At 40.4% G+C, this 18,983-nt stretch carries 22 protein-coding genes; 19 read left to right on the forward strand and 3 right to left on the reverse strand.

Translation table 11 applies throughout. From position 1 onward, the window contains the following. Positions 1-752 precede the first annotated feature (752 nt). A complete protein-coding gene (locus tag I2D69_RS09765) occupies positions 753-992 on the reverse strand; it encodes a helix-turn-helix transcriptional regulator (protein ID WP_195379833.1) in 240 nt (79 codons plus the stop codon). 131 nt (positions 993-1,123) lie between these two features. On the opposite strand from I2D69_RS09765, the gene I2D69_RS09770 reads away from it, so the two are divergent. The 3 genes from I2D69_RS09770 to I2D69_RS09780 all read left to right on the forward strand — a co-directional run bounded on the left by I2D69_RS09770 (position 1,124) and on the right by I2D69_RS09780 (position 2,120). Next, positions 1,124-1,450, forward strand: coding sequence for a hypothetical protein (locus I2D69_RS09770; protein ID WP_173719136.1), 327 nt, complete (start codon positions 1,124-1,126; stop codon positions 1,448-1,450). A gap of 147 nt (positions 1,451-1,597) precedes the next feature. Beyond that, a complete protein-coding gene (locus I2D69_RS09775) occupies positions 1,598-1,807 on the forward strand; it encodes a hypothetical protein (protein ID WP_173719135.1) in 210 nt (69 codons plus the stop codon). Beyond that, on the forward strand, positions 1,800-2,120 hold the full coding sequence (locus I2D69_RS09780) for a hypothetical protein (RefSeq protein WP_173719134.1): 321 nt from the start codon (positions 1,800-1,802) through the stop codon (positions 2,118-2,120). Before I2D69_RS09775 ends, I2D69_RS09780 begins: the two co-directional genes overlap by 8 nt. On the opposite strand, the gene I2D69_RS09785 is transcribed toward I2D69_RS09780, so the two are convergent. Beyond that, a complete protein-coding gene (locus I2D69_RS09785; RefSeq protein ID WP_195379834.1) occupies positions 2,115-2,621 on the reverse strand; it encodes a TetR/AcrR family transcriptional regulator in 507 nt (168 codons plus the stop codon). The two genes, I2D69_RS09780 and I2D69_RS09785, sit on opposite strands and share 6 nt — an antisense overlap. 123 nt (positions 2,622-2,744) lie before the next feature. Here I2D69_RS09785 and I2D69_RS19830 point away from each other — a divergent pair, with 123 nt between their 5' ends. The 6 genes from I2D69_RS19830 (at position 2,745) to I2D69_RS09800 (ending at position 5,747) form a co-directional block, all read left to right on the forward strand. Beyond that, a complete protein-coding gene (locus tag I2D69_RS19830) occupies positions 2,745-2,921 on the forward strand; it encodes a hypothetical protein (RefSeq protein WP_202017130.1) in 177 nt (58 codons plus the stop codon). Continuing rightward, a complete protein-coding gene (locus I2D69_RS20475; protein WP_255610493.1) occupies positions 2,911-3,039 on the forward strand; it encodes a hypothetical protein in 129 nt (42 codons plus the stop codon). The genes I2D69_RS19830 and I2D69_RS20475 overlap by 11 nt, the downstream gene beginning before the upstream one ends. Further along, positions 3,011-3,520 carry a hypothetical protein gene (locus I2D69_RS19835; RefSeq protein ID WP_207741809.1) on the forward strand — a complete coding sequence of 170 codons (510 nt, stop codon included), beginning with the start codon at positions 3,011-3,013 and terminating at the stop codon, positions 3,518-3,520. Before I2D69_RS20475 ends, I2D69_RS19835 begins: the two co-directional genes overlap by 29 nt. An 83-nt stretch (positions 3,521-3,603) precedes the next feature. Next, entirely contained in the window at positions 3,604-3,738 is a 135-nt protein-coding gene (locus I2D69_RS20480) for a hypothetical protein (RefSeq protein WP_255610492.1), read from the forward strand. After that, positions 3,735-4,724 carry an alpha/beta hydrolase gene (locus I2D69_RS09795; protein WP_173719525.1) on the forward strand — a complete coding sequence of 330 codons (990 nt, stop codon included), beginning with the start codon at positions 3,735-3,737 and terminating at the stop codon, positions 4,722-4,724. The genes I2D69_RS20480 and I2D69_RS09795 overlap by 4 nt, the downstream gene beginning before the upstream one ends. A gap of 174 nt (positions 4,725-4,898) precedes the next feature. Then, positions 4,899-5,747, forward strand: coding sequence for an alpha/beta hydrolase (locus I2D69_RS09800; protein ID WP_173719524.1), 849 nt, complete (start codon positions 4,899-4,901; stop codon positions 5,745-5,747). A gap of 70 nt (positions 5,748-5,817) precedes the next feature. Here the strand turns inward: I2D69_RS09800 and I2D69_RS09805 are convergent, their stop codons facing one another. After that, entirely contained in the window at positions 5,818-6,036 is a 219-nt protein-coding gene (locus tag I2D69_RS09805; RefSeq protein ID WP_173719523.1) for a DUF6061 family protein, read from the reverse strand. Positions 6,037-6,394: 358 nt separating this feature from the next. Between I2D69_RS09805 and I2D69_RS09810 the strand changes: the two genes are divergently transcribed. The 10 genes from I2D69_RS09810 to I2D69_RS09855 all read left to right on the forward strand — a co-directional run bounded on the left by I2D69_RS09810 (position 6,395) and on the right by I2D69_RS09855 (position 18,946). Further along, positions 6,395-7,132: a tyrosine-type recombinase/integrase gene (locus I2D69_RS09810; RefSeq protein ID WP_195379835.1), complete on the forward strand. Its 738-nt coding sequence runs from the start codon at positions 6,395-6,397 to the stop codon at positions 7,130-7,132. Between the two features lie 45 nt (positions 7,133-7,177). Continuing rightward, complete coding sequence (locus tag I2D69_RS09815; RefSeq protein ID WP_173719521.1) at positions 7,178-8,476, forward strand: ATP-binding protein; 1,299 nt, start codon at positions 7,178-7,180, stop codon at positions 8,474-8,476. Beyond that, complete coding sequence (locus tag I2D69_RS09820; RefSeq protein WP_173719520.1) at positions 8,476-9,141, forward strand: RloB domain-containing protein; 666 nt, start codon at positions 8,476-8,478, stop codon at positions 9,139-9,141. Before I2D69_RS09815 ends, I2D69_RS09820 begins: the two co-directional genes overlap by 1 nt. Positions 9,142-9,293: 152 nt before the next feature. Next, positions 9,294-10,499: a site-specific integrase gene (locus I2D69_RS09825; protein ID WP_173719519.1), complete on the forward strand. Its 1,206-nt coding sequence runs from the start codon at positions 9,294-9,296 to the stop codon at positions 10,497-10,499. Next, the gene (locus I2D69_RS09830) at positions 10,477-11,835 is read left to right on the forward strand and encodes a site-specific integrase (protein WP_195379836.1); all 1,359 of its coding nucleotides are present in this window, start codon (positions 10,477-10,479) and stop codon (positions 11,833-11,835) included. Before I2D69_RS09825 ends, I2D69_RS09830 begins: the two co-directional genes overlap by 23 nt. Before the next feature lie 335 nt (positions 11,836-12,170). Further along, positions 12,171-13,274, forward strand: a complete 1,104-nt coding sequence (locus tag I2D69_RS09835; protein WP_173719517.1) for a site-specific integrase — start codon at positions 12,171-12,173, stop codon at positions 13,272-13,274. Between the two features lie 29 nt (positions 13,275-13,303). Then, the gene (locus tag I2D69_RS09840; protein ID WP_195379837.1) at positions 13,304-14,464 is read left to right on the forward strand and encodes a site-specific integrase; all 1,161 of its coding nucleotides are present in this window, start codon (positions 13,304-13,306) and stop codon (positions 14,462-14,464) included. Positions 14,465-15,127: 663 nt separating this feature from the next. Further along, positions 15,128-16,999: a TIGR03960 family B12-binding radical SAM protein gene (locus I2D69_RS09845; RefSeq protein ID WP_195379838.1), complete on the forward strand. Its 1,872-nt coding sequence runs from the start codon at positions 15,128-15,130 to the stop codon at positions 16,997-16,999. Beyond that, positions 16,983-17,693: a TIGR03936 family radical SAM-associated protein gene (locus I2D69_RS09850; RefSeq protein ID WP_118580164.1), complete on the forward strand. Its 711-nt coding sequence runs from the start codon at positions 16,983-16,985 to the stop codon at positions 17,691-17,693. Before I2D69_RS09845 ends, I2D69_RS09850 begins: the two co-directional genes overlap by 17 nt. Before the next feature lie 20 nt (positions 17,694-17,713). Then, positions 17,714-18,946, forward strand: a complete 1,233-nt coding sequence (locus I2D69_RS09855; RefSeq protein ID WP_313718403.1) for a ribonuclease E/G — start codon at positions 17,714-17,716, stop codon at positions 18,944-18,946. Positions 18,947-18,983 lie beyond the last annotated feature (37 nt).

Raw genomic sequence — 18,983 nt, forward strand, 5'->3', positions numbered from 1 at the left:
GTATATTCCGTTTGACAAGGTTACTCTGTTGCAGGGCGATCCCGGCAATGGGAAAAGCAAGTTAATGTTATCAATCGCCGCCCTGCTCTCAAATGGAGAACCACTTCCATTTACTGATGAAGAAGAAACCGAGCCTATGACTAATGTATAATTGAATTATAAGTTGTAGAATCTCTACTGTAGTTACTTGCACATATTTATTCCAATGGGAGGGAATTTTGATTACGGGAGAAAATTTATTAGAAGAATTGACATTGGAGCAAAGGCAAAAATTACTGACATTGCCAGCCGAACTGAAACATTTCACTTAGACTCAATGGGCTGCAATATATGGGATCGAGCCTATGACACAAACACTTTTCGACAGTATTCAGTTGGAACGCTTGAAAGCATGAGAGGAACTGGAATCTGCTGCCCTGGATACATTTCTGAAATATCCAGAGTTTGCCCTTAATTACAGCAGTCGGCTCGAAAATGCCTTAAGCACTTCAAATACTATCTCTTCTGACGATACAGAAGAAAATTTTAAGAAATTATATGAAAAAATGCGGCATTCTACATATGAGAAATTTCAATATGATATAGGCGCATAAGCTAAGAAAAATCAGGAATATTAAAATTCTGACTTTCTTGTAAACAATTATGTCACATACGACATTATCTCAAATAAAAAACAGGGAACCCTCTTATCATCAAATTTTAGGATATACCTAGATAATAAAAGAGTTCCCTTTATTATGATTTATCTATTATTACTCATTCAGCTCTTCAAAGAAATCATTAAACTCACACTCAAAGATTTCTTTCATGGCCACCAGTTCGCTTACTTTAATATTCATCCGATTTGTTTCCAGCTTCGCATAGGTACTTTTGGAGATCTGGATCCCCTTGAGATTCATTTTAGCAATCACCTGATCCTGTGTAAGCTTTCGGCTATACCGTATTTTCTGTATGTTCCCGCCAATGTTCATATCCGGTCTGAGTTTCTGCATGATATTCCCTACCTTCACCAATAATTCGTTATTAAGAAACTTTTGTATTGATAATAGCCGAGAAACTTCATATAATGTTTCGTGATAAAGAAATATTTCATGTAAAAAATCACAAAGGAGAAAATGAATCAATGCAAGAACAAACAAGAACCCCCGTCTTCCAAAACAGTGACGGCACCTGGGGACACCTTACCAAAACCATAAATCCGCTTATCTGCACCATTGAATATGGCAGCAGTACCAGATTTTCCTCAAAAGAAGAAGCCGAAAAAAGTTATCAGAAATCCATGGATTCCTACCAGGATCTTCTTTCCATGCTAAAGAAGACCCGCAATGTTCCTTTTACCTTTTCAGAATACCTGGATTACTGGATCAAAGAAATCCAGGCCTTAAGACGTATAACCATCGCTAGGTCAAATGAAAAGAATGTTAAAGATCGTAGGAATCATTTTTTCTGATCATTGTGCTTATCGTAGCAACATTATTGATTTGGTTTTCTCAAAGCCGGCGGTAGTAGACGATTATATAAAGTTCAGACAAGCGGTGAGATTGAAACAAAGTATCCTGCTGTGTTAAAACATCTTGCTTCATGGGGATTTATTGTTATGGCAACCGAAGAAGAAAATTCGTGGAATGGGTTTTCTTCTGAGATGTGTTTGAGAACGATTATCAAGTTTAATGAGACAGAGACTATTGAAGGATGGGAATCGAATCCATTTTACGGTCGTGTTAATATTGATAACATTGGTGTTTCTGGACACTCTCAAGGCGGTGTAGGTGTTATCAATGCGGCAACAGAGAATAAGCATGGATAATATGATTAAGGCGATTTTCTCTGCAAGTCCAACGAATATGACGATGGCACAGGCTTTGCAGTGGGATTATAATCCAAGCCTAATTTCTATCCCTGTGTTTTTTGTATCAAGTATGGGCAATGGCGATGAAAATCTTGTTGTATCCGGCACTCAGCTTCAAGAAATATTTGATGCTGTTCCCGATACTGTTACGAAAGTGATGGCTCGAAGAACAGATGCAGAGCACGGCGATATGCTCAGCGTTGCCGATGGATATATGACAGCATGGCGGGAGTGTCATTTTCATTTGCTTTTTCTCTATCTTTCCCTATAGCATCCCATGCATACTAAGAAGAGTGCTCATTGTTTCTGCTGATTCGCACATACCACGTTTCAGCCATTCTTCAATCCAGCCGAGGATACCGTTGGCAACAAAGACAACGGTGTAGGCGGTCATATTATCCATTGTTTCAGAAGGTCCCCAAAGGGTAAGATAGCTTTCTTTGAATAAATGGAATAATCCACGCATCTGGATTAACATCATCATATCACCATGTTGTTTTAGATGCATAAAAAGATGCCCGAATAATTCTGCATTCGAGTCAGAGTTTTTTTGTTTCCATTCATTATCCCATTCGGATAGCAGCTGATAGAGATATTTTTTTATAATATCTTCTTTGTCAGCATAGTTCCTATAGAAGGAGTTGCGGCTTACCTGAGCTTTTTTTGTTATTTCCCCAATATTGATATCGGACAATTCTTTCTCCTTCAGTAATTCCAATAATGTAGTTGTAATTTGTTGTTTCACATAAGTGTTCTTATCTTGATTATTCATGATGGTACAAATCTCCCTGTTTTGTGCCATTTTTTTGAATGGCTTGATTTTAGCAAAAATTGATGATACATTTGGCACAACATAGATGGTACAAAAGTTCCATCAAAATGTCAAGGAGGAAGCATGAAAAAAGTACTTAAAATGATAGGAAAAATATTAGGAATCATTCTTTTAGTGATACTTGTGATTGGAATTATCGTTTATGCATTTGTATTGCAATATCCAAAGTTAAAGGATGATCCCAAAGTTGGAAAATCATTATACGGATACCGATGGAAAGGAAAAGATTTTGTATCATAATGGTTATGTGAATTATACAGAGACCATGAAAAAAGTGATGGAACAGGCAGGGATTAATGATGCAGATACCGTTCTTGTGACAGGGTACAGTGCCGGAGGATTTGGTCCTGCTGGCTGATGATGTGTTTACAAATTATTTCCCGGATGCAAAAAGCAAAAATGTGCTCGTAGATGCATCCTTACTTCTGAATAATGACCGGCATAGTATTGCAACTGATGTCTGGCAGACACCAAAGGAGATATTCGACAAACTGGTAAGTAACAATCTTACTTTTGACTGCTTTGCTTCATTACATAAAAAGTATGGAGACGATATCCATCTTCTTTTTGACTGTTCAACCAGAGATGGTGATTTGGCAAAGGTGCAGAATTATTTTGATGATGGAATTATGGATGTGGATGAAAAGCAGGCGGATGAGTTCCAACAGATACTAAAAGAGGCAATACCTGAGTTTAAAGAAGCTGGAGTAAGCCTGTTTATCTGGGATGGAGTACCTTGGTATGATGATCTGAGAAATATGACAGCACATACAATCATTGCAACCCCGGCAGTATGGATACCATTTGAAGATCAAAAAAATCTGTTGCAGAATGGCTGACAGATGCAATTGAGGGGAAAATGTCTGATTATGGAGTTGAACTGATTGATAAAAAATATGATTAGTACGAGAAGGAGAAAGAGATGTCACTTACAACAAAACGAGTAATACTTATTGCGATTATTGTTATTGTAGCATTCATTTTAGGAAGATTAGCAGTTAGAGCATTTATGAATTTCCTCTTGGGAGGAACCTTGTTTGGAGGGAATATTTTATGATGGAAATAAGTAAAGAAAAGAAGGAGAAAAAGAAAAGAATTGTGCCAATTTGGGTTTGTATTCTGATATTTATAGGTGCTTTTTTTGCGGGGATGATTTCAAAGGTTGCTATCAAGCCTGCATGGAGCACAAAGTACACAGCTACCTGGTCTGAGGAACTTGGAACAAAGATTACAGATATTTCCTATGGAGAGGCTAACAAATTTGACCTTTATTTGCCGAAAGATTCGACAAAGGATACCTATGGATTGGTTATTTATTTGCATGCAGGTGGTTTTACATCCGGAGATAAGACAGACGATGAAAATATGCTTGCATGGCTTTGCAGTAAAGGATATGTTGCAGCCGGTATCAATTATACCCTCCGCACCGATACAAACAATGCAAGTGTATTGTTACAGTCCAACGAGATTAAGGAAGCTATTCCTATAGTAGTTGAGGAAGCGAAAAATCAGGGTTATAACATTGATAAAATGACCGTAGCCGGCGGTTCTGCAGGACATGCTTTGGCAATGATTTATGCATACAGAGATGCGCAGGATGCTCCGGTACCGGTTGTATTTACTTTTGGAGCTGTAGGCCCATCTTGTTTCTATGTGGAAGATTGGGGTGTTTATGGACTTGATCAGAATACGGAAGAATCAAGAATTGCAGCAGCAAATCTGTTCAGTGTTATGGGTGGCGTAGAGATTACTCCGGAAGAGATACAGAACGGAAGTTATACAGAAAAAATGAAACCAATATCCGCAGCAGAATGGGTGAGTAAGAATCCAATCCCAACAGTAGTTGCGTATGGTACGTGCGATAAAGTTCAGCCATTCCTGGCATCATTAAGATTGAAGGAAGCATTAGAAGACAATGGTGTGGATTATAAATATTATGAGCTGCCACATTCAGGACATGGGCTTCAGAATGATAATAGGATTTCGGAACAATGGATGGAATCAATTGATGAATATTTGAATAAGTATATGCCGGTGAATTGATATGAAAAAGAAAGATATCATATTTTTGTTTGTGATAGTAATTATCGCCATTATATTAGGAGCAGTATGTGGCAAATTATTATTGGATAATATCATATGAAAAAGAAAACCAAAATCTTAATATATGTCATTACATTTATTGTCGTATTTCTAATCAGTGCCCTAATAAGGATTATGTTATTAGGGAGTGCTCCGGAAAGACTGATAAAAGTGGAATGGGACGAAAGTGTAGGTGAGATATATAGTAATCTTGATTATGAGAATGACAACGGAAATCAGTATGACCTGTATATTCCGTCAGGCTTAGATAAGTTAGAAAACCAGTATTTGATTCTGTTCATTCATGGTGGCAGTTTCAATTCCGGTTCCAAAGAAGACGGAGAGAGCTGGTGTAAATATTACGCTACAAAATGGTACATTACAGCTTCTGTTGATTATACGTTGCAGAATCAGGGCAAGGACGCATCAATCTATTTAATGAATGAAGAAATTGAAAATGCAGTAACGGCAATAAAGCAGAAGACAGAGGAATTGGGATATCATATTGCAGGAATGGCACCTTGCGGAGTGTCTGCGGGTGGAACGCTGGCGATGAATCTTGCATATAATGGTAATTCTGCGATTCCGGTCAAGTTCGTTTTTCAGTTGGCTGCGCCTACATACTTTGCCCCATCTGAATGGTCATTACTTATGAAAGTTGACCGATTGGATTCAGAAGAGAAATTTTGCAAAATGATGACGGGAAAAGAGTTGGAGGACTATGATACAGAGATTCAGAATATTTCCCCGGCGTGTATTGTAAATGAGGATTCCGTTCCATCGTTAATTGGATATGGACTTATCGACCATTGTGTGCCGTTAAGCCAAAAGTATTATTTGATAGAGGTATATGATAGGGACAATGTCATGTATGACTACATTGAATTTCCAAAGTCAAATCATGGCATGTATAACGACTTGGATAAGCTGCAGGAGTTTTTGGACAAATCCCTTGAGTATGCAAGAGTATATTTTACAAATTGATTTCATGATTGGTTTTTCTATTGCTAATGTATTATTTTCATGATTTCAATTATGTGAAGAAGAGACGGTATTACCGATTTACCCACATTTGCATCGTTCCATCAAGATACAATCTTGCATATTCAAGTGGTTCATCAATAGCAAGTGCATTTAATGCACAATCTGATCCAGGTGTTGTTTTTAAATTCTTTTCTGCTTCCCAGCAGTCAATGCGAAGCATATAGCCAGCACTGGTATATACATCAATGCTGTTTCTGTGTGGATTGTATTCTGCAAATATCGTTCTCATCGTATCAAATTTTTGCCCTTATCAGAGTTCGTAAACACTCATGGGACAATATAATGCAAGGGAAACAATAAGAGAAAGCTCACCTGCGACAAACTTAGTGTTTTCAAGGGCTTGAGAGATATTTGATAATAAAATATAACAATTATTAAATCCCATGGAATATATGAAATCTCAATTCAAGTTTATCGAACTATCAAAACGCAAAAAACAATATACTATATAATCAATGGGCGGCCGACTTAATAACGAGATCGTCTGCCATTTTTTATACGTATTATGGCTTCCACAAATTTTTTTCAAAAGAAGCTTTTATTGCTGCAAAAACTCGGCATCCTCAATCTACACAACTAGAAAAACCATGTCTTCGCCAAACAGAGATGAGGCACTCATTCAGATCTGCCGGAAGCAGTTTGTCCCATATTCCTATACCGTAAAAGAATTTTATGATTACTGGCTTTGGTATTATATGTGGAACGAAAAAGATATTTCTTATAATACTTACATGACATACCGGAACATCATATTAAATTACATCGATCCTGCACTCGGCACAATTTCTCTGCCTTCCCTGAAACGGAAAGATCTCTTACAGGTTCTCCTTAGGATTCCGTCTCCCACTGTACGAAAGCATGCCTGCGCCATTGTAAGCAGTTCCATGCAGGTCGCCAGGGACAAAAACTATATTTCCTGCAACATTGCCATGAAAATCACCGCCGAAGTAAACCGGCTGAAGAGGGCAGAAGAGCAGCAGCTTATGGACACATACTCTGCTAGGAAACGGACTGTAAAAGTATATTCTGCTGCCCAGTTAAACTGTCTCCAAAATATATGCCGGCAGGAAGAACCATCCCTTTACCTGCCCATGCTGCTGGCAACAGCAACTGGGCTCCGGATTTCAGAACTCCGAGCCTTAAAATATGAGAATATTGACTTTCTGAATAAATACGCATCTATCGAAACCCAGCTTGGACGCACAAAAATTTCCTTTTGTTTATTCTTTCTGAACAAATATTATGGAAGAAGGAAGAGAACAACTATAAAGAAAAATTTAAGAAATCAAGATAAAAAAAATAAAAATAATAATAATTTAAATTGAATTTCCTGCATATTATGGATATAATAATATCGGAGGTGCAAAAATATGTTAGTAGAATTTCGATTTAAAAATTATAGATCTTTCAGGGATGAAGCTGTTCTTTCTATGGAGGCAGTTGGACTTGCATCGTTTAAAAGCTGTCTGATCGAACAAAATAATATGAAGTTATTACCCGGTGTAGCTATTTATGGAAAAAATGGCGGTGGTAAGAGTAACGTAATCCGGGCATTTTGGTTAGCTGTTCAGTTTATTCGAAATGCACAGAGAATACAGCATGAAAAAGCTACAGTTCCCGTAGTACCTTTTGCACTCAATGATTATTCTGCGAATGAACCAACAGAGTTTGAATTTGATTATATTAATGACGGTATAAAATATTGGTATTCATTTTCTGCAACGAAGCAAAAAATAGTAAGAGAATCTTTATATCATGCACCCAAAGGCCAAAAAGCTCAGGTGTTTGTCAGAGAAGGACAGAAATTTACATTTACTGAGGATAAAGCAAGGAGAAAATTAATAAGTGAAGCGGTAGCTGAAAACCAGCTGTTTTTCTCAGTTGCATGTACAATGAATGATGCCATATGTATTAATGCAATGAAATGGTTTCGGGAAGATATTTTCTTTTCCAGGGATTATACCGACATTCCGAGGCAGCTGCTGGAATATTACAATGACAGCAATATGCTTAAAGCTATTTCGGATTATGCAAAAACAGCAGACTTTGGAATTGAAGAGATGCAGTTTGAGGTAGAAAACAAGGAAATTGGAAACGATCTTGAATTTCCTGATGATATTCCAGAAGGCGTGAAGGCTGCGCTGACATCATTTATCCAGATTTTGTCTGAGACTTCCAACAATTCGGAAGGCCAGCTGAAAATGAGCCAGGTAAAAGCGAAAACCAGGCATAAGGGCATTAATGCTGCAGGTGAGGACAAACTGTATCATCTGGAATTGGAGGATGAATCAGATGGAACAAGGAAACTGATGTCAATTGCACCTGCAATTGAGTCTGTCCTTAATAAAGGAGGAATTTTATTAGTAGACGAATTAGAGAGGGAATTACACCCTATGCTTGTTAATTTCATTATTGCAAAGTTTCAAAGCAAAAAAAGCAATCCTAATGGTGCCCAGATTATTTTCACCACGCATAACACTGAACTTATGAATTTAGAGTTTATGAGAAAAGATCAGATTTATTTTGCAGATAAAAAAAGGTCTGATGGCTCATCTGAGCTTTACAGCGTGACTGATTTTGTCACCAAGACAACCGATAATATCCGGAAAGGCTATTTGGTTGGAAAATATGGTGCCACTCCTAACATTGAGATTGAAGAGGTGGAATAATGGCAAGAAAAACTGGCGGCAGAGGATCTGGTAAAGTTATTATCAGAGTGTTTTGTGAAGGAGAAAGTGAACAGGCATATACTGAATTTTTGAAGCATAAATTCAGTGATGTGGCTGTAATTGAGTATCCGAAAGAAACTGGGTTATTTGACAGAGCAAGTGATCGTTTTGCTAAAGATCCATTGTACAGAGACTATAAAGAGGTTATTAACGAAATTTGGTTCTTCTTTGATGTTGAAACAAAGGATATTGATAAAGTAAATGAACGGTATCAAATAATAAAACGCTTAAGGAAATTTGGCAGGAATAAAAATACCCGTGTTCGTCTGTTGATGACAACGGGATGTATTGAATATTGGCTCATGCTGCACCGCAGATATTATACACCTTCTTTGCAAACTACTGCTGAGAAAGAGAAAGTGATCTCTGATATAAAGGTAGAAGAGCCTTTATATAAAAAGGGAAATAAAGAAATCACTGCGAAGATAGCAAAAGATTATCCGGTTGCAGTGAAAAATGCCAAAAAGACTTTGGCAAGACTTTTGGATGAAGGTATGCCGGGTTTGGAAGATACTGATGTACGAAATCAGTGGCTGCTCAGAAAATGTATGACCTTTTCCAATGTTTTTGAAGCCATCGAATTTCTGGAAAGTAAGGAACGCTGAAGGAATGGTTTTGGTAACATATTCCCAAATTTCCAAAGTATGTTTGGCGAAAAAGGAATTTTTGAAATGTATAGTGTTCCCACTGCACTATACATTTTTTATTTCTCGTCCTTTTTCCTTTACATAAAAATACACATAGGAGAAGCAAAACAATGCAAGAAAAAAGGACACCTGTATTTCAAAATGAAGACGGTTCCTGGGGACACGTCACCCAGACAGTAAATCCGCTTATCTGTACTATTGAATACAGCTATAATACCGGCTTTCCCTCAAAAAAGGAAGCAGAAGAGAGCTACCAGAAATCCCAGGATGCCTATTCCAACCAGATCCAGCAGCTGAAAAAATCCCGGAAGATCCCGTTTACCTTTTCTGAATATCTGGACTACTGGTTCCGTGAAGTCTACTCCCCTTATTCCACCAGCAAAAGTACCTTATTCAAATACCGCTGGGTCCTGTACCAGATCATCCTTCCACATCTTCAGAATGACGTTCTCCTGGACTGTGTCAGCGAAGAATTCCTGAATAAACTGCTGGATTCCTGCCAGGGATACTGCCAGAATGGAGGCTATTATGCCTATAAGCTGTTAAATATCATCTTATGGTCTGCTTACCAGAATAATTATATTCCGGAAAAGGAATTTCCCACGCTAAAACACTATTCGGACCCTCAGCATAAATCCGTATTCCTTTCCACCGAACAGATCCGGAAACTGCTTGACCAGGCTTCCACAACATCCTCTTATCTGGAAATCCTCCTTGCCCTTTTCTGCGGACTTTCTACAGGAGAAATCCTGGGACTGAAATATTCAGACCTCAATTCCAAAGAACATACCTTAACTATTCAGCGGCTCTGTACCGATAACAGGGCTCATCTTGACACTCCAACATTTAAGAACCTTTTTGGAACTGCCCAGAACCGGACCTTGAAAATACCAGATTTCATTTTCCAGGAGCTTTCCAAACGTAAAAAAGAAAACCGGCTGATCCTGGAAGCCAATCCTGATACAACAGAATTTCAGGATTATGTCTGCCTTGGCGCCACTGCCAGAATAAAATCCACTGCCACTCCCGGCTCAACACTTAGAAGTATCACAAAAAATGCCCTTCTGCCAGCTCTTAACATGACCGATCTCCGACATATGTCAGCCTACATACTGGCAGAAATGGGAGTGGATATCGAAAGCATTTCCCATATCCTTGGACACACAAAACTCAGTTCCACCATCGCATTCTGCTGTAATTTTCCTGATGAAAATAATGAAATTCAATCTGTATTAAGCAACACCCTGGATCCGGTTCTTGGCATCCGGAACAGTCTGGGAAAGGAGGTTTCCCATGCCCAAGGGAAAGAGCATTGAAAAACCATCTGTGAAGGATACTTTCTTTTTGGGAAGCGTTGTATCCTGTCTTCCCGGAAGGAGCATAAGTTTTATAACGTCCCGTAAGAGATACAGTTTCCGTTTTAAACTTGTTTTCCAGTCGGGAGTCTCAAAATCGATCCAGCGCGGTGGCTTTCCCACCCGGAAAGCAGCCCAGCTCGCCAGAGATGATGCACTCATTCAGATCTGCCGGAAGCAGTTTGTCCCGTATTCTTATACCGTAAAAGAATTTTATGATTACTGGCTCTGGTATTATATGTGGGACGAAAAAGATATTTCTTACAACACCTATATGACATACCGGAACATCATATTGAATTATATTGATCCTGCACTGGGTACCATTTCCCTGCCTTCCCTGAAACGGAAAGATCTCATCCAGGTTCTGCTTGGGATTCCGTCCCCCAATGTGCGAAGGCTCGCCTGTGCGGTTGTCAGCAGTTCCATGCAGGTTGCCAGGGACAGAAATTATATTTCCTGTAACATTGCCATGAAAATCACCGCAGAAGTGAACCGGCTGAAGAGGACAGAAGAGCAGCGTCTTATGTCCACACCTGCAGCCAGGAAACAGACTGCAAAAGTATATTCCTCTGCGCAGCTGAGCCGTCTCCAGAATGTATGCCGGCAGGGAGAACCATCCCTTTATCTGCCTATGCTGCTGGCAGCCGCAACCGGTCTCCGGGTTTCGGAACTCCGGGCCCTGAAGTATGATAACATCGACTTTCTGAACAAATGCGCATCTATCGAAACCCAGCTTGGACGCACAAAGGATGCAGATCCTGATAAAAACTACCACTCCATGCAATTCCAGGAAAAGAAGCTGAAAACGATAAACAGCCGCAGGAAAATTGTACTGCCTGACTATGTCCTGACGGAGATCCTGCTGGAGCGGCAGCGTTATGAACACAACCGGGCCACAGAACCGGATTTCTGTGATCTGGGCTATGTCTGCTGCCGCAAAAATGGTTTGCCCTATGGACAAAATTTTTACAAAAAACCGTATCAGCGTCTGTTAAAGAAATACAATTTTCCAAAGATCGACTGGCGGAAACTGCGCAATTCCAATGCTACCATCCTGGCTAACGAAAAAGTCAGCATGAAAGCCATTTCAAAAAACCTTGGGCATTCCAGTCCGGGTTTTACCAATACTGTATATGTAGAGCATCAGCCTCTGGTCTATGACCTCAGCAGACAGATGGAAGAGTATGTCTTACTTCATGGACTTCTGCCAGAATCCCCGGCAAAGAGAAGCAGCAAGGTAAATGCCTTTCCGGACGACTCGGCATATATGAAATATTTTTCGGATAAAATTTAAACTTTCATTTCTTTATAAGACGCACAGTGTAACGATCCGTTATATTGTGTGTCTTTTTTCTTCTGTATAAACAGGCGCTTTTGATTCCAATTCAGCCGAATTTAGTTTTTCCAATGTTTTCTTATAAAAATAAGCCTTTTCTATCATTTTCATACATATTATATATGCCTATAAAATAATTTTATTTAAAAAGATAAATCAGCTAAATTATTTTTTCCAAAAACAGGATTTCAAAATCCGACATAATAGTAATAAAGGCAGGAAAATACTGGTTCGAATGCCAGCCATCAGTCGGCACTGATGTTTTTACGCCTTATATAAGCAGGAGGTCCTTTATGCAGAAAAAAGCAGAAGAGAATGTATTTTTCTCACACAAAAATTTATGGTGCTGCCATACTCCGGTTGTAAACTTTAACTCTAAGACTATTGAACACCGTACCCGCACAGGGTTTCTGACACGGGACAATGCAGAAAAAGCTTATGAGAAAGCCAGCCGCCATTTCCCAAAAGAGCTTGCAAAGCTGAAAGCATCCAGCCCGTGTCCATTTACTTTCACGGAATACCTCAAACACTGGTATGAAAAGCTCTACGTCCCAGTGAGTACCAGTGGAAGCACAAAAGTAAAATACCACTGGATCATCTACCATATTATTCTGCCCCGGGTCACTGCCGATCCGCTTCTTCCATATGCAGATGCAGAATATATTGAAAACCTGATTGAATCCTGCAGGAACTATTGCGCAAGTGCAGAATATGCCGTTTATAAATTATTATACAGGATCCTTTATTCTGCATGGGACCAGGGATTCCTTGAAACATGCCTGGCATCTGACATCACAGAACGCAAAGAACCGAAATCCAGCCTTCGTATTTATACCAAAGAACAGCTGAAATTATTCCTGCACGCCGTGCATGAAGATCCATATGCACACCGCCTGGAGTTTCTTCTGGCACTGTTCTGCGGACTGCGTCCTGGTGAGATCCTCGGGCTTACTTATAACAACTTCGATTCCAGCACCCAAACCTTAAACATCCATAAACAATATACAAAAGATGGACGCCTTCCTTCTGAATCAGCAGATTCCATATACAGCTGTAAGAAGTTGGAAGGAGACCGGTACCGTTCTTTTCAGATCCCGGATTTTGTCTGTGAGGAACTTGTCCTCCGGCAGGAAAAAAATATGTGTTTCTTTCGCAACCATCCGGATAAAAAGGATAATGATAACTTCTGCATCAGCAGCCGTGGGAAAGTAAAAACCCTGGAAACCCTAAATACAAGATTAAAATACATCACGGAAAAGAATGGACTTCCCATTATCACCATGTATGATCTCCGTGATATGTATGTCTGGATCCTGTTAGAAAAAGACTGCCCCTGGGAAGAAATCCAAAAGCTTACCGGAGGGGTTAAAATGGAACGCTTTTTAGGAACCTCATAAAAATCCATAACAGAAAGGAAAATGATAAAATGCCACAGAACACGATCAACCCGACAAAACTCAAAGACATTTTCTCAAACGGAAACCTGGTCCTGGCAACGCTTTCAGCCCATCCGCTTTACATTACCGCCCGAAACCAGTATTGTTACCGTATGAATTGCACCTTCGAATCAGGACGCCGCAAAATGGTTCAGACAAAATATTACGATACAGAAGCAGAAGCCGAGGCTATGTATCCAGTTTACAAAAAACAGGTGGAAGAAAAGCGGATTACTGTTTTTAAGTGTACTGTACAGGAATTCCATGCATACTGGACGCATTCCTACTGTTTTGACAATACGTACAACCGGTCTATTGCAGCTTATATTCTTCCGGTCCTCGGAAAACATTTCATGGACAACGTGACTGCCAGCGATCTGACGGATGTCCTTGCAAAAGTTCCATCTTCCGAATTTTACAGGGTATGTGATGCTGTAACCTGTTTTTTCCGGGCTGCACGGAACCATTACTGTACAACGCAGGATAACAGTGCGGATGCAGTCCGCATAATGAAAGAAAGAAAAAAAGCAGAAGAGGATCTGCATAATTATTACGAAGTTCCTTCCGGTACCTATTCTCCACAGCAGCTTCTCCAAATGCTGCAGATCTGCAAACTGGAAGCACCGACCATCTATCTTCCCATGCTTCTGGCATCCACTGCCGGCCTGAGGATTTCAGAAATCCTTACGGTCACGTTCCGGGATATTCATTTTTACAACCAGACCATCTGTCTGCAGCTTCCCGTAAAAGATGATCTTCCCAGTCGAACGGATACCATCACCATCCCGGAAGAAAACACGAAAATGGTATACCTGGCCGATTTTGTGATGGACGAGATCCGGCTCCAGAGGGAACGCTTGGAAGCCTGTCAGAAAACAGCCCCGGATTTCAATCCTTCCGGATACCTGATCTGGGGACGAAACGGTTTCCAGAGACAAAATAATTTTATCAACAAGCCTTACGCCAGGATCTGCGCCAAATGTCCGTTTCCTACCTTTCCGTGGAAAGAACTTCGAAGAATAAAGTTATCAGCCAGCAGCATGAAACGATTTGCCGAAACCCTTGGGGCTGAAAATTCCGGACAGCCTCAGCCACGCGAGATTCCAAAAATTCCAATTGACAGAAGTGACCTGATAGAATTGATGAAATAATCAGCCAGCCAATATATGAAAGCAAAATGAAAGCCATCTCTTGAAAACTACCGCATTTCATCATGCGTGTTTAAAAGGGATGGCTTTCATTTTTTTCTTCATAATATAGGAATAAATATTTACAGCAGGAAAGTGACCAAACAGGAATTTTATAATTTCCGTCAATCCTAACAAGATATAATAAATAACACTAAATAACACTAAATAACACGAAATAGCACTAAATAACATTTTATAGCATTCCTTGATACTACCCGATATTTTATACTTTTTTCCTGTTATTCTAGCCGGATTTTCTATATAATGGTCATTTCAATGCGAAAAATCCCATGATTTTCTGAATTTTCCCGAATAAAAATTATATACTTGAACTTCTAAGCGTTTCTGTTTATAATAAAAACACTGTTAATGGTCCTGTTTTCCGGTATCAAAATGGTCTCACGCATTTCCAGATGCTGAGGTTATTTTTTTGCTTGAAAATAGAAAAAAGTGACCAAACCCATTTTTAACCAAAAAACCGGCTTAAAAGTGCCCCTCTGTTTTTCAGATTTTTAGAACGAAAAGACAGATTTTTGAGTCCTAAAACGCATATTACAGCAAGTTACATTTCCTAAAAATTCATGGTTTTATTGTTGTATATGCACAATTATCGAAAGGAATAGTATGAGAAAATTAGCACTTAGTGACGAAATATTGCTTAGTGTTGACAAAGCAGCCCGCTATATCGGCGGGGAAGTCAACTCTATTATGAAAGACAAGGATAAAGTGACCACTAGAGTCGCATTTAGCTTCCCGGATGTCTACGAGATCGGCATGTCCAACCTTGGTATGATGCTTCTTTATAATATGTTCAATAAACGCCCTGATGTCTGGTGTGAGCGAGTTTATTCCCCATGGCTTGATCTTGATAAGCTTATGAGAGAACAGAATATCCCGTTATTTGCCCTGGAGTCCCAGGATCCTGTCAGGGATTTTGATTTTCTGTGCATCACACTTGGATATGAAATGTGTTATACTAACGTACTCCAGACACTGGATCTTTCCCAGATTCCACTGAAAGCAGCTGACCGTGACGAATCATGTCCTATTGTAATCGGAGGCGGTGCGTGTGCATATAATCCAGAGCCATTAGCAGCCTTTTTTGACCTGTTTTATATTGGCGAAGGAGAAACTGTGTATGATGCGCTTTTTGATGCATACAAGGCCAATAAGGAAGCCGGAGGCAGCAGGGAGGAGTTCCTTCTGAAGGCAGCTCAGATTCCGGGAATTTATGTTCCGGCATTTTATGATGTCACATACAAAGAAGACGGTACAATTGCATCCTTTGCACCAAATCGTCCGGGAGTTCCCGAGAAAGTCCAAAAGCAGCTGATCGTAGATATGGATAAAGGATATTGCCCGATTGAAAAACCGGTTGTTCCTTTTATTAAAGCTACACAGGATCGTGTCACTTTGGAAATCCAGCGTGGATGTATCCGTGGCTGTCGTTTCTGCCAGGCTGGTATGATCTACAGACCTCTCCGTGAACGTGATGTAGAAGAACTGAAGGAATCTGCAAGAGCTATGCTGAAGAATTCCGGTCATGAGGAAATTTCCCTCAGTTCCTTAAGTTCCAGTGATTACACCCATCTGGAAGAGCTGGTAAACTTCCTGATCGACGAATTTAAATCTGCAGGTGTTAATATTTCCCTGCCGTCACTTCGTATTGATGCTTTTGCCCTGGATGTTATGAGCAAGGTTCAGGATATTAAGAAAAGCAGCCTTACTTTTGCCCCGGAAGCTGGTTCCCAGAGACTTCGTGATGTAATTAACAAAGGACTTACCGAAGAAGTGATCCTTCACGGTGCGCATGAGGCATTTGTTGGAGGATGGAACCGTGTGAAGCTTTATTTCATGCTTGGGCTTCCTACTGAAACAGAAAAAGACATGAAGGGAATTGCTCATCTTGCAGAGCGTATTGCAGAAGAATATTACGATACCGTTCCAAAGGAAAAACGCCATGGAAAGGTTCAGATCGTAGTCAGCACATCCTTCTTTGTGCCAAAGCCATTTACCCCATTCCAGTGGGCTCCAATGTATACAGAACAGGATTTTATTGACAAGGCAAAAGTAGTAAAAGAAGAAATCCGTGCACAGCTGAACCAGAAGAGTATTAAATACAACTGGCATGAACCGGATGTAACCACACTGGAAGGCTTCCTTGCAAGAGGTGACCGCCGTGCTTCTGAAGTTATCTTAAAAGCCTATGAAAAAGGCGCCCTTTACGATGCCTGGTCAGAAAGCTTCCGCTACGACATCTGGAAAGAGGCTTTTGCAGAAACAGGAATTGACATTGAATTCTACACACTCCGAGAGAGAAGCACAGATGAAATCCTCCCATGGGATTTCATAGATGCAGGTGTTACCAAGGAGTTTCTGATCCGTGAGTGGAAACAGGCAAAAGGCGAAGTGGTTACACCAAACTGCCGTCAGAAATGTGCAGGCTGCGGAGCAAGACGTTATGAAGGAGGCGTATGTTATGAAGGTAAGAATTAAATTTACGAAAGAAGGGCCTATGAAATTTGTAGGACATCTTGACACCATGCGCTACTTCCAGAAAGCCATCCGCCGCGCAGAGCTTCCAATTGCTTTTTCTGGAGGTTACAGCCCTCATATGATCATGTCCTTTGCTGCCCCTCTTGGAGTTGGCGTTACCAGTACAGGGGAATATTTCGATATGGAGCTTACCGCTACGATTCCTACTGATGAAATCTGTCAACGTCTTAACAGCCAGATGGTAGATGGTATTCATGTTTTAAGTGCCCGCCAGGTGGAAGATGGAAAAGCGAGCAAGGCAATGTCCCTGGTGGCAGCAGCTGATTATCTGGTGGAATTTCGTCCTGGAAAAGCACCGGCAGATGGATGGCAGACAAGAATTACGGAGTTTTTAAAGCAGCCTGAGATCCTTGTTACAAAAGAAACCAAAAAAGGCGAAAAACAGGTAGATATCCGACCTTTTATTTACAAAATGAATTTACAGAATGACAACCGCATTTTCTTAAGTCTTGCTTCTGCAAGTGCCAACTATACCAAACCAGATGCTGTAATGGATGCATTTACCAGCTGGCTTGGACAGGAGCTTCCGGAATTTGCCTGCATGATTCATCGTCTGGAAGTATATGCAGATCTTGGAAATGAGAAAAAACATAAATTTGTATCGTTGGAATCCCTTGGCGTGGAAGTTCAATAAACTTAAAACAGGTGAATCAAGTGACGAAATTAATTCTAACAACCATGGAACTTTGCGGTAACAAATGTCATGCCTGTGCAATCGAGGAAGAAGGTCAGATTATGGAGCTTCGCCTGGAGGCAGCCGCCCGACAGTCCATTCTCGGAAATATTTATGTAGGACAGGTGGAAAATATTGCTTCTAATATCCAGGCAGCATTTGTTCTTATTGCACCTGGAGTACGCGGTTATTTTCCTCTTCAGGAAGCAGAGCAGGTTATCTATGCCTCCGGGAAAGCACTTGGCAGTCCCTTGCGTCCGGGTGACCAGATTCTGGTGCAGGTAAGCCGTGATGCCATGAAGGGCAAGCTGCCCGCACTGACTGCAAACTTAAATTTTACCGGTAAGTATCTGGTGCTCACCACAGGAGAAAAAAAGTTCGGACTATCCGGTAAGCTCTCTGGTTCAGAACGCCACACTTTATCCGGCTGGCTGGAAGCAGAGGCTGCACGTCCGGATAAGGAATATGGCCTGATTGTCCGCACCAACGCAGCCCAGGCTGAAAAGGCTGAAATCCTTCAGGAACTTTCTTATCTGAAATCACTGTATGAAAAAGTTGCTGTCAACGGCAAAAGCCGCAACTGTTTCAGCCTTCTCTACGAAACAGAACCGGTTTACCTTACCACTCTCCGTGATATTTACAGCGAAAATCTCACAGACATTGTAACAGATGATCCTGAAATTTTTCAGCAGATCACTTCTTATTTGAAAGAAACAAGTCCGGAGGAAGAAAGCAAAGCCCGTTTTTATCAGGACAAGCTTCTTCCGTTATACAAGCTTTCCCGCATGGAAAACGCGCTGGATGAGGTTCAAAAGGAAAAAATCTGGCTGAACAGCGGCGGGTTTATTGTGATCCAGCAGACAGAAGCCTTTGTCTCCATCGATGTAAACAGCGGGAAATTTACCGGAAAGAAAAAAGCCGAAGAAACCTATCGCAAAATCAATCTGGAAGCAGCTAAGGAAATTTCACGACAACTGCGGCTTCGCAACCTGTCCGGAATTATTCTTATTGATTTTATCAATATGACAAACCCAGATCATAACAACGAGCTTTTTCATGTATTGCAGAAATATCTGAGGAAGGATCCGGTGAAATGTAAAGCCATAGATATTACACCGCTTCACATTCTGGAGATGACACGAAAGAAAGTCAGAAAACCGGTAATAGAGGAGATCAGGCAGATAAAGTCAGGAGATTTTTCAAACACTCTCTAAGTAAAACTATAAGAAATTTCTTTTTCGTATTTTCGAA

Source organism: Ruminococcus sp. D54t1_190329_F1, from assembly GCF_015551645.1.
Lineage (GTDB): Bacteria > Bacillota > Clostridia > Lachnospirales > Lachnospiraceae > Blautia_A > Blautia_A faecis.

What these genes read in the sequence shown, in the direction of transcription:
- I2D69_RS09765 (WP_195379833.1), bottom strand. Translation starts at nt 992, where the DNA reads ATGCAGAAACTCAGACCGGATATGAACATTGGCGGGAACATACAGAAA.
- I2D69_RS09795 (WP_173719525.1), top strand. Translation starts at nt 3,735, where the DNA reads ATGATGGAAATAAGTAAAGAAAAGAAGGAGAAAAAGAAAAGAATTGTG.
- I2D69_RS19830 (WP_202017130.1), top strand. Translation starts at nt 2,745, where the DNA reads ATGAAAAAAGTACTTAAAATGATAGGAAAAATATTAGGAATCATTCTT.
- I2D69_RS09825 (WP_173719519.1), top strand. Translation starts at nt 9,294, where the DNA reads ATGCAAGAAAAAAGGACACCTGTATTTCAAAATGAAGACGGTTCCTGG.
- I2D69_RS09775 (WP_173719135.1), top strand. Translation starts at nt 1,598, where the DNA reads ATGGCAACCGAAGAAGAAAATTCGTGGAATGGGTTTTCTTCTGAGATG.
- I2D69_RS09785 (WP_195379834.1), bottom strand. Translation starts at nt 2,621, where the DNA reads ATGAATAATCAAGATAAGAACACTTATGTGAAACAACAAATTACAACT.
- I2D69_RS09845 (WP_195379838.1), top strand. Translation starts at nt 15,128, where the DNA reads ATGAGAAAATTAGCACTTAGTGACGAAATATTGCTTAGTGTTGACAAA.
- I2D69_RS09835 (WP_173719517.1), top strand. Translation starts at nt 12,171, where the DNA reads ATGCAGAAAAAAGCAGAAGAGAATGTATTTTTCTCACACAAAAATTTA.
- I2D69_RS09850 (WP_118580164.1), top strand. Translation starts at nt 16,983, where the DNA reads ATGAAGGTAAGAATTAAATTTACGAAAGAAGGGCCTATGAAATTTGTA.
- I2D69_RS09780 (WP_173719134.1), top strand. Translation starts at nt 1,800, where the DNA reads ATGGATAATATGATTAAGGCGATTTTCTCTGCAAGTCCAACGAATATG.
- I2D69_RS20480 (WP_255610492.1), top strand. Translation starts at nt 3,604, where the DNA reads ATGTCACTTACAACAAAACGAGTAATACTTATTGCGATTATTGTTATT.
- I2D69_RS09810 (WP_195379835.1), top strand. Translation starts at nt 6,395, where the DNA reads ATGTCTTCGCCAAACAGAGATGAGGCACTCATTCAGATCTGCCGGAAG.
- I2D69_RS09830 (WP_195379836.1), top strand. Translation starts at nt 10,477, where the DNA reads ATGCCCAAGGGAAAGAGCATTGAAAAACCATCTGTGAAGGATACTTTC.
- I2D69_RS09840 (WP_195379837.1), top strand. Translation starts at nt 13,304, where the DNA reads ATGCCACAGAACACGATCAACCCGACAAAACTCAAAGACATTTTCTCA.
- I2D69_RS09820 (WP_173719520.1), top strand. Translation starts at nt 8,476, where the DNA reads ATGGCAAGAAAAACTGGCGGCAGAGGATCTGGTAAAGTTATTATCAGA.
- I2D69_RS09800 (WP_173719524.1), top strand. Translation starts at nt 4,899, where the DNA reads ATGTTATTAGGGAGTGCTCCGGAAAGACTGATAAAAGTGGAATGGGAC.
- I2D69_RS09815 (WP_173719521.1), top strand. Translation starts at nt 7,178, where the DNA reads ATGTTAGTAGAATTTCGATTTAAAAATTATAGATCTTTCAGGGATGAA.
- I2D69_RS09805 (WP_173719523.1), bottom strand. Translation starts at nt 6,036, where the DNA reads ATGAGAACGATATTTGCAGAATACAATCCACACAGAAACAGCATTGAT.
- I2D69_RS09770 (WP_173719136.1), top strand. Translation starts at nt 1,124, where the DNA reads ATGCAAGAACAAACAAGAACCCCCGTCTTCCAAAACAGTGACGGCACC.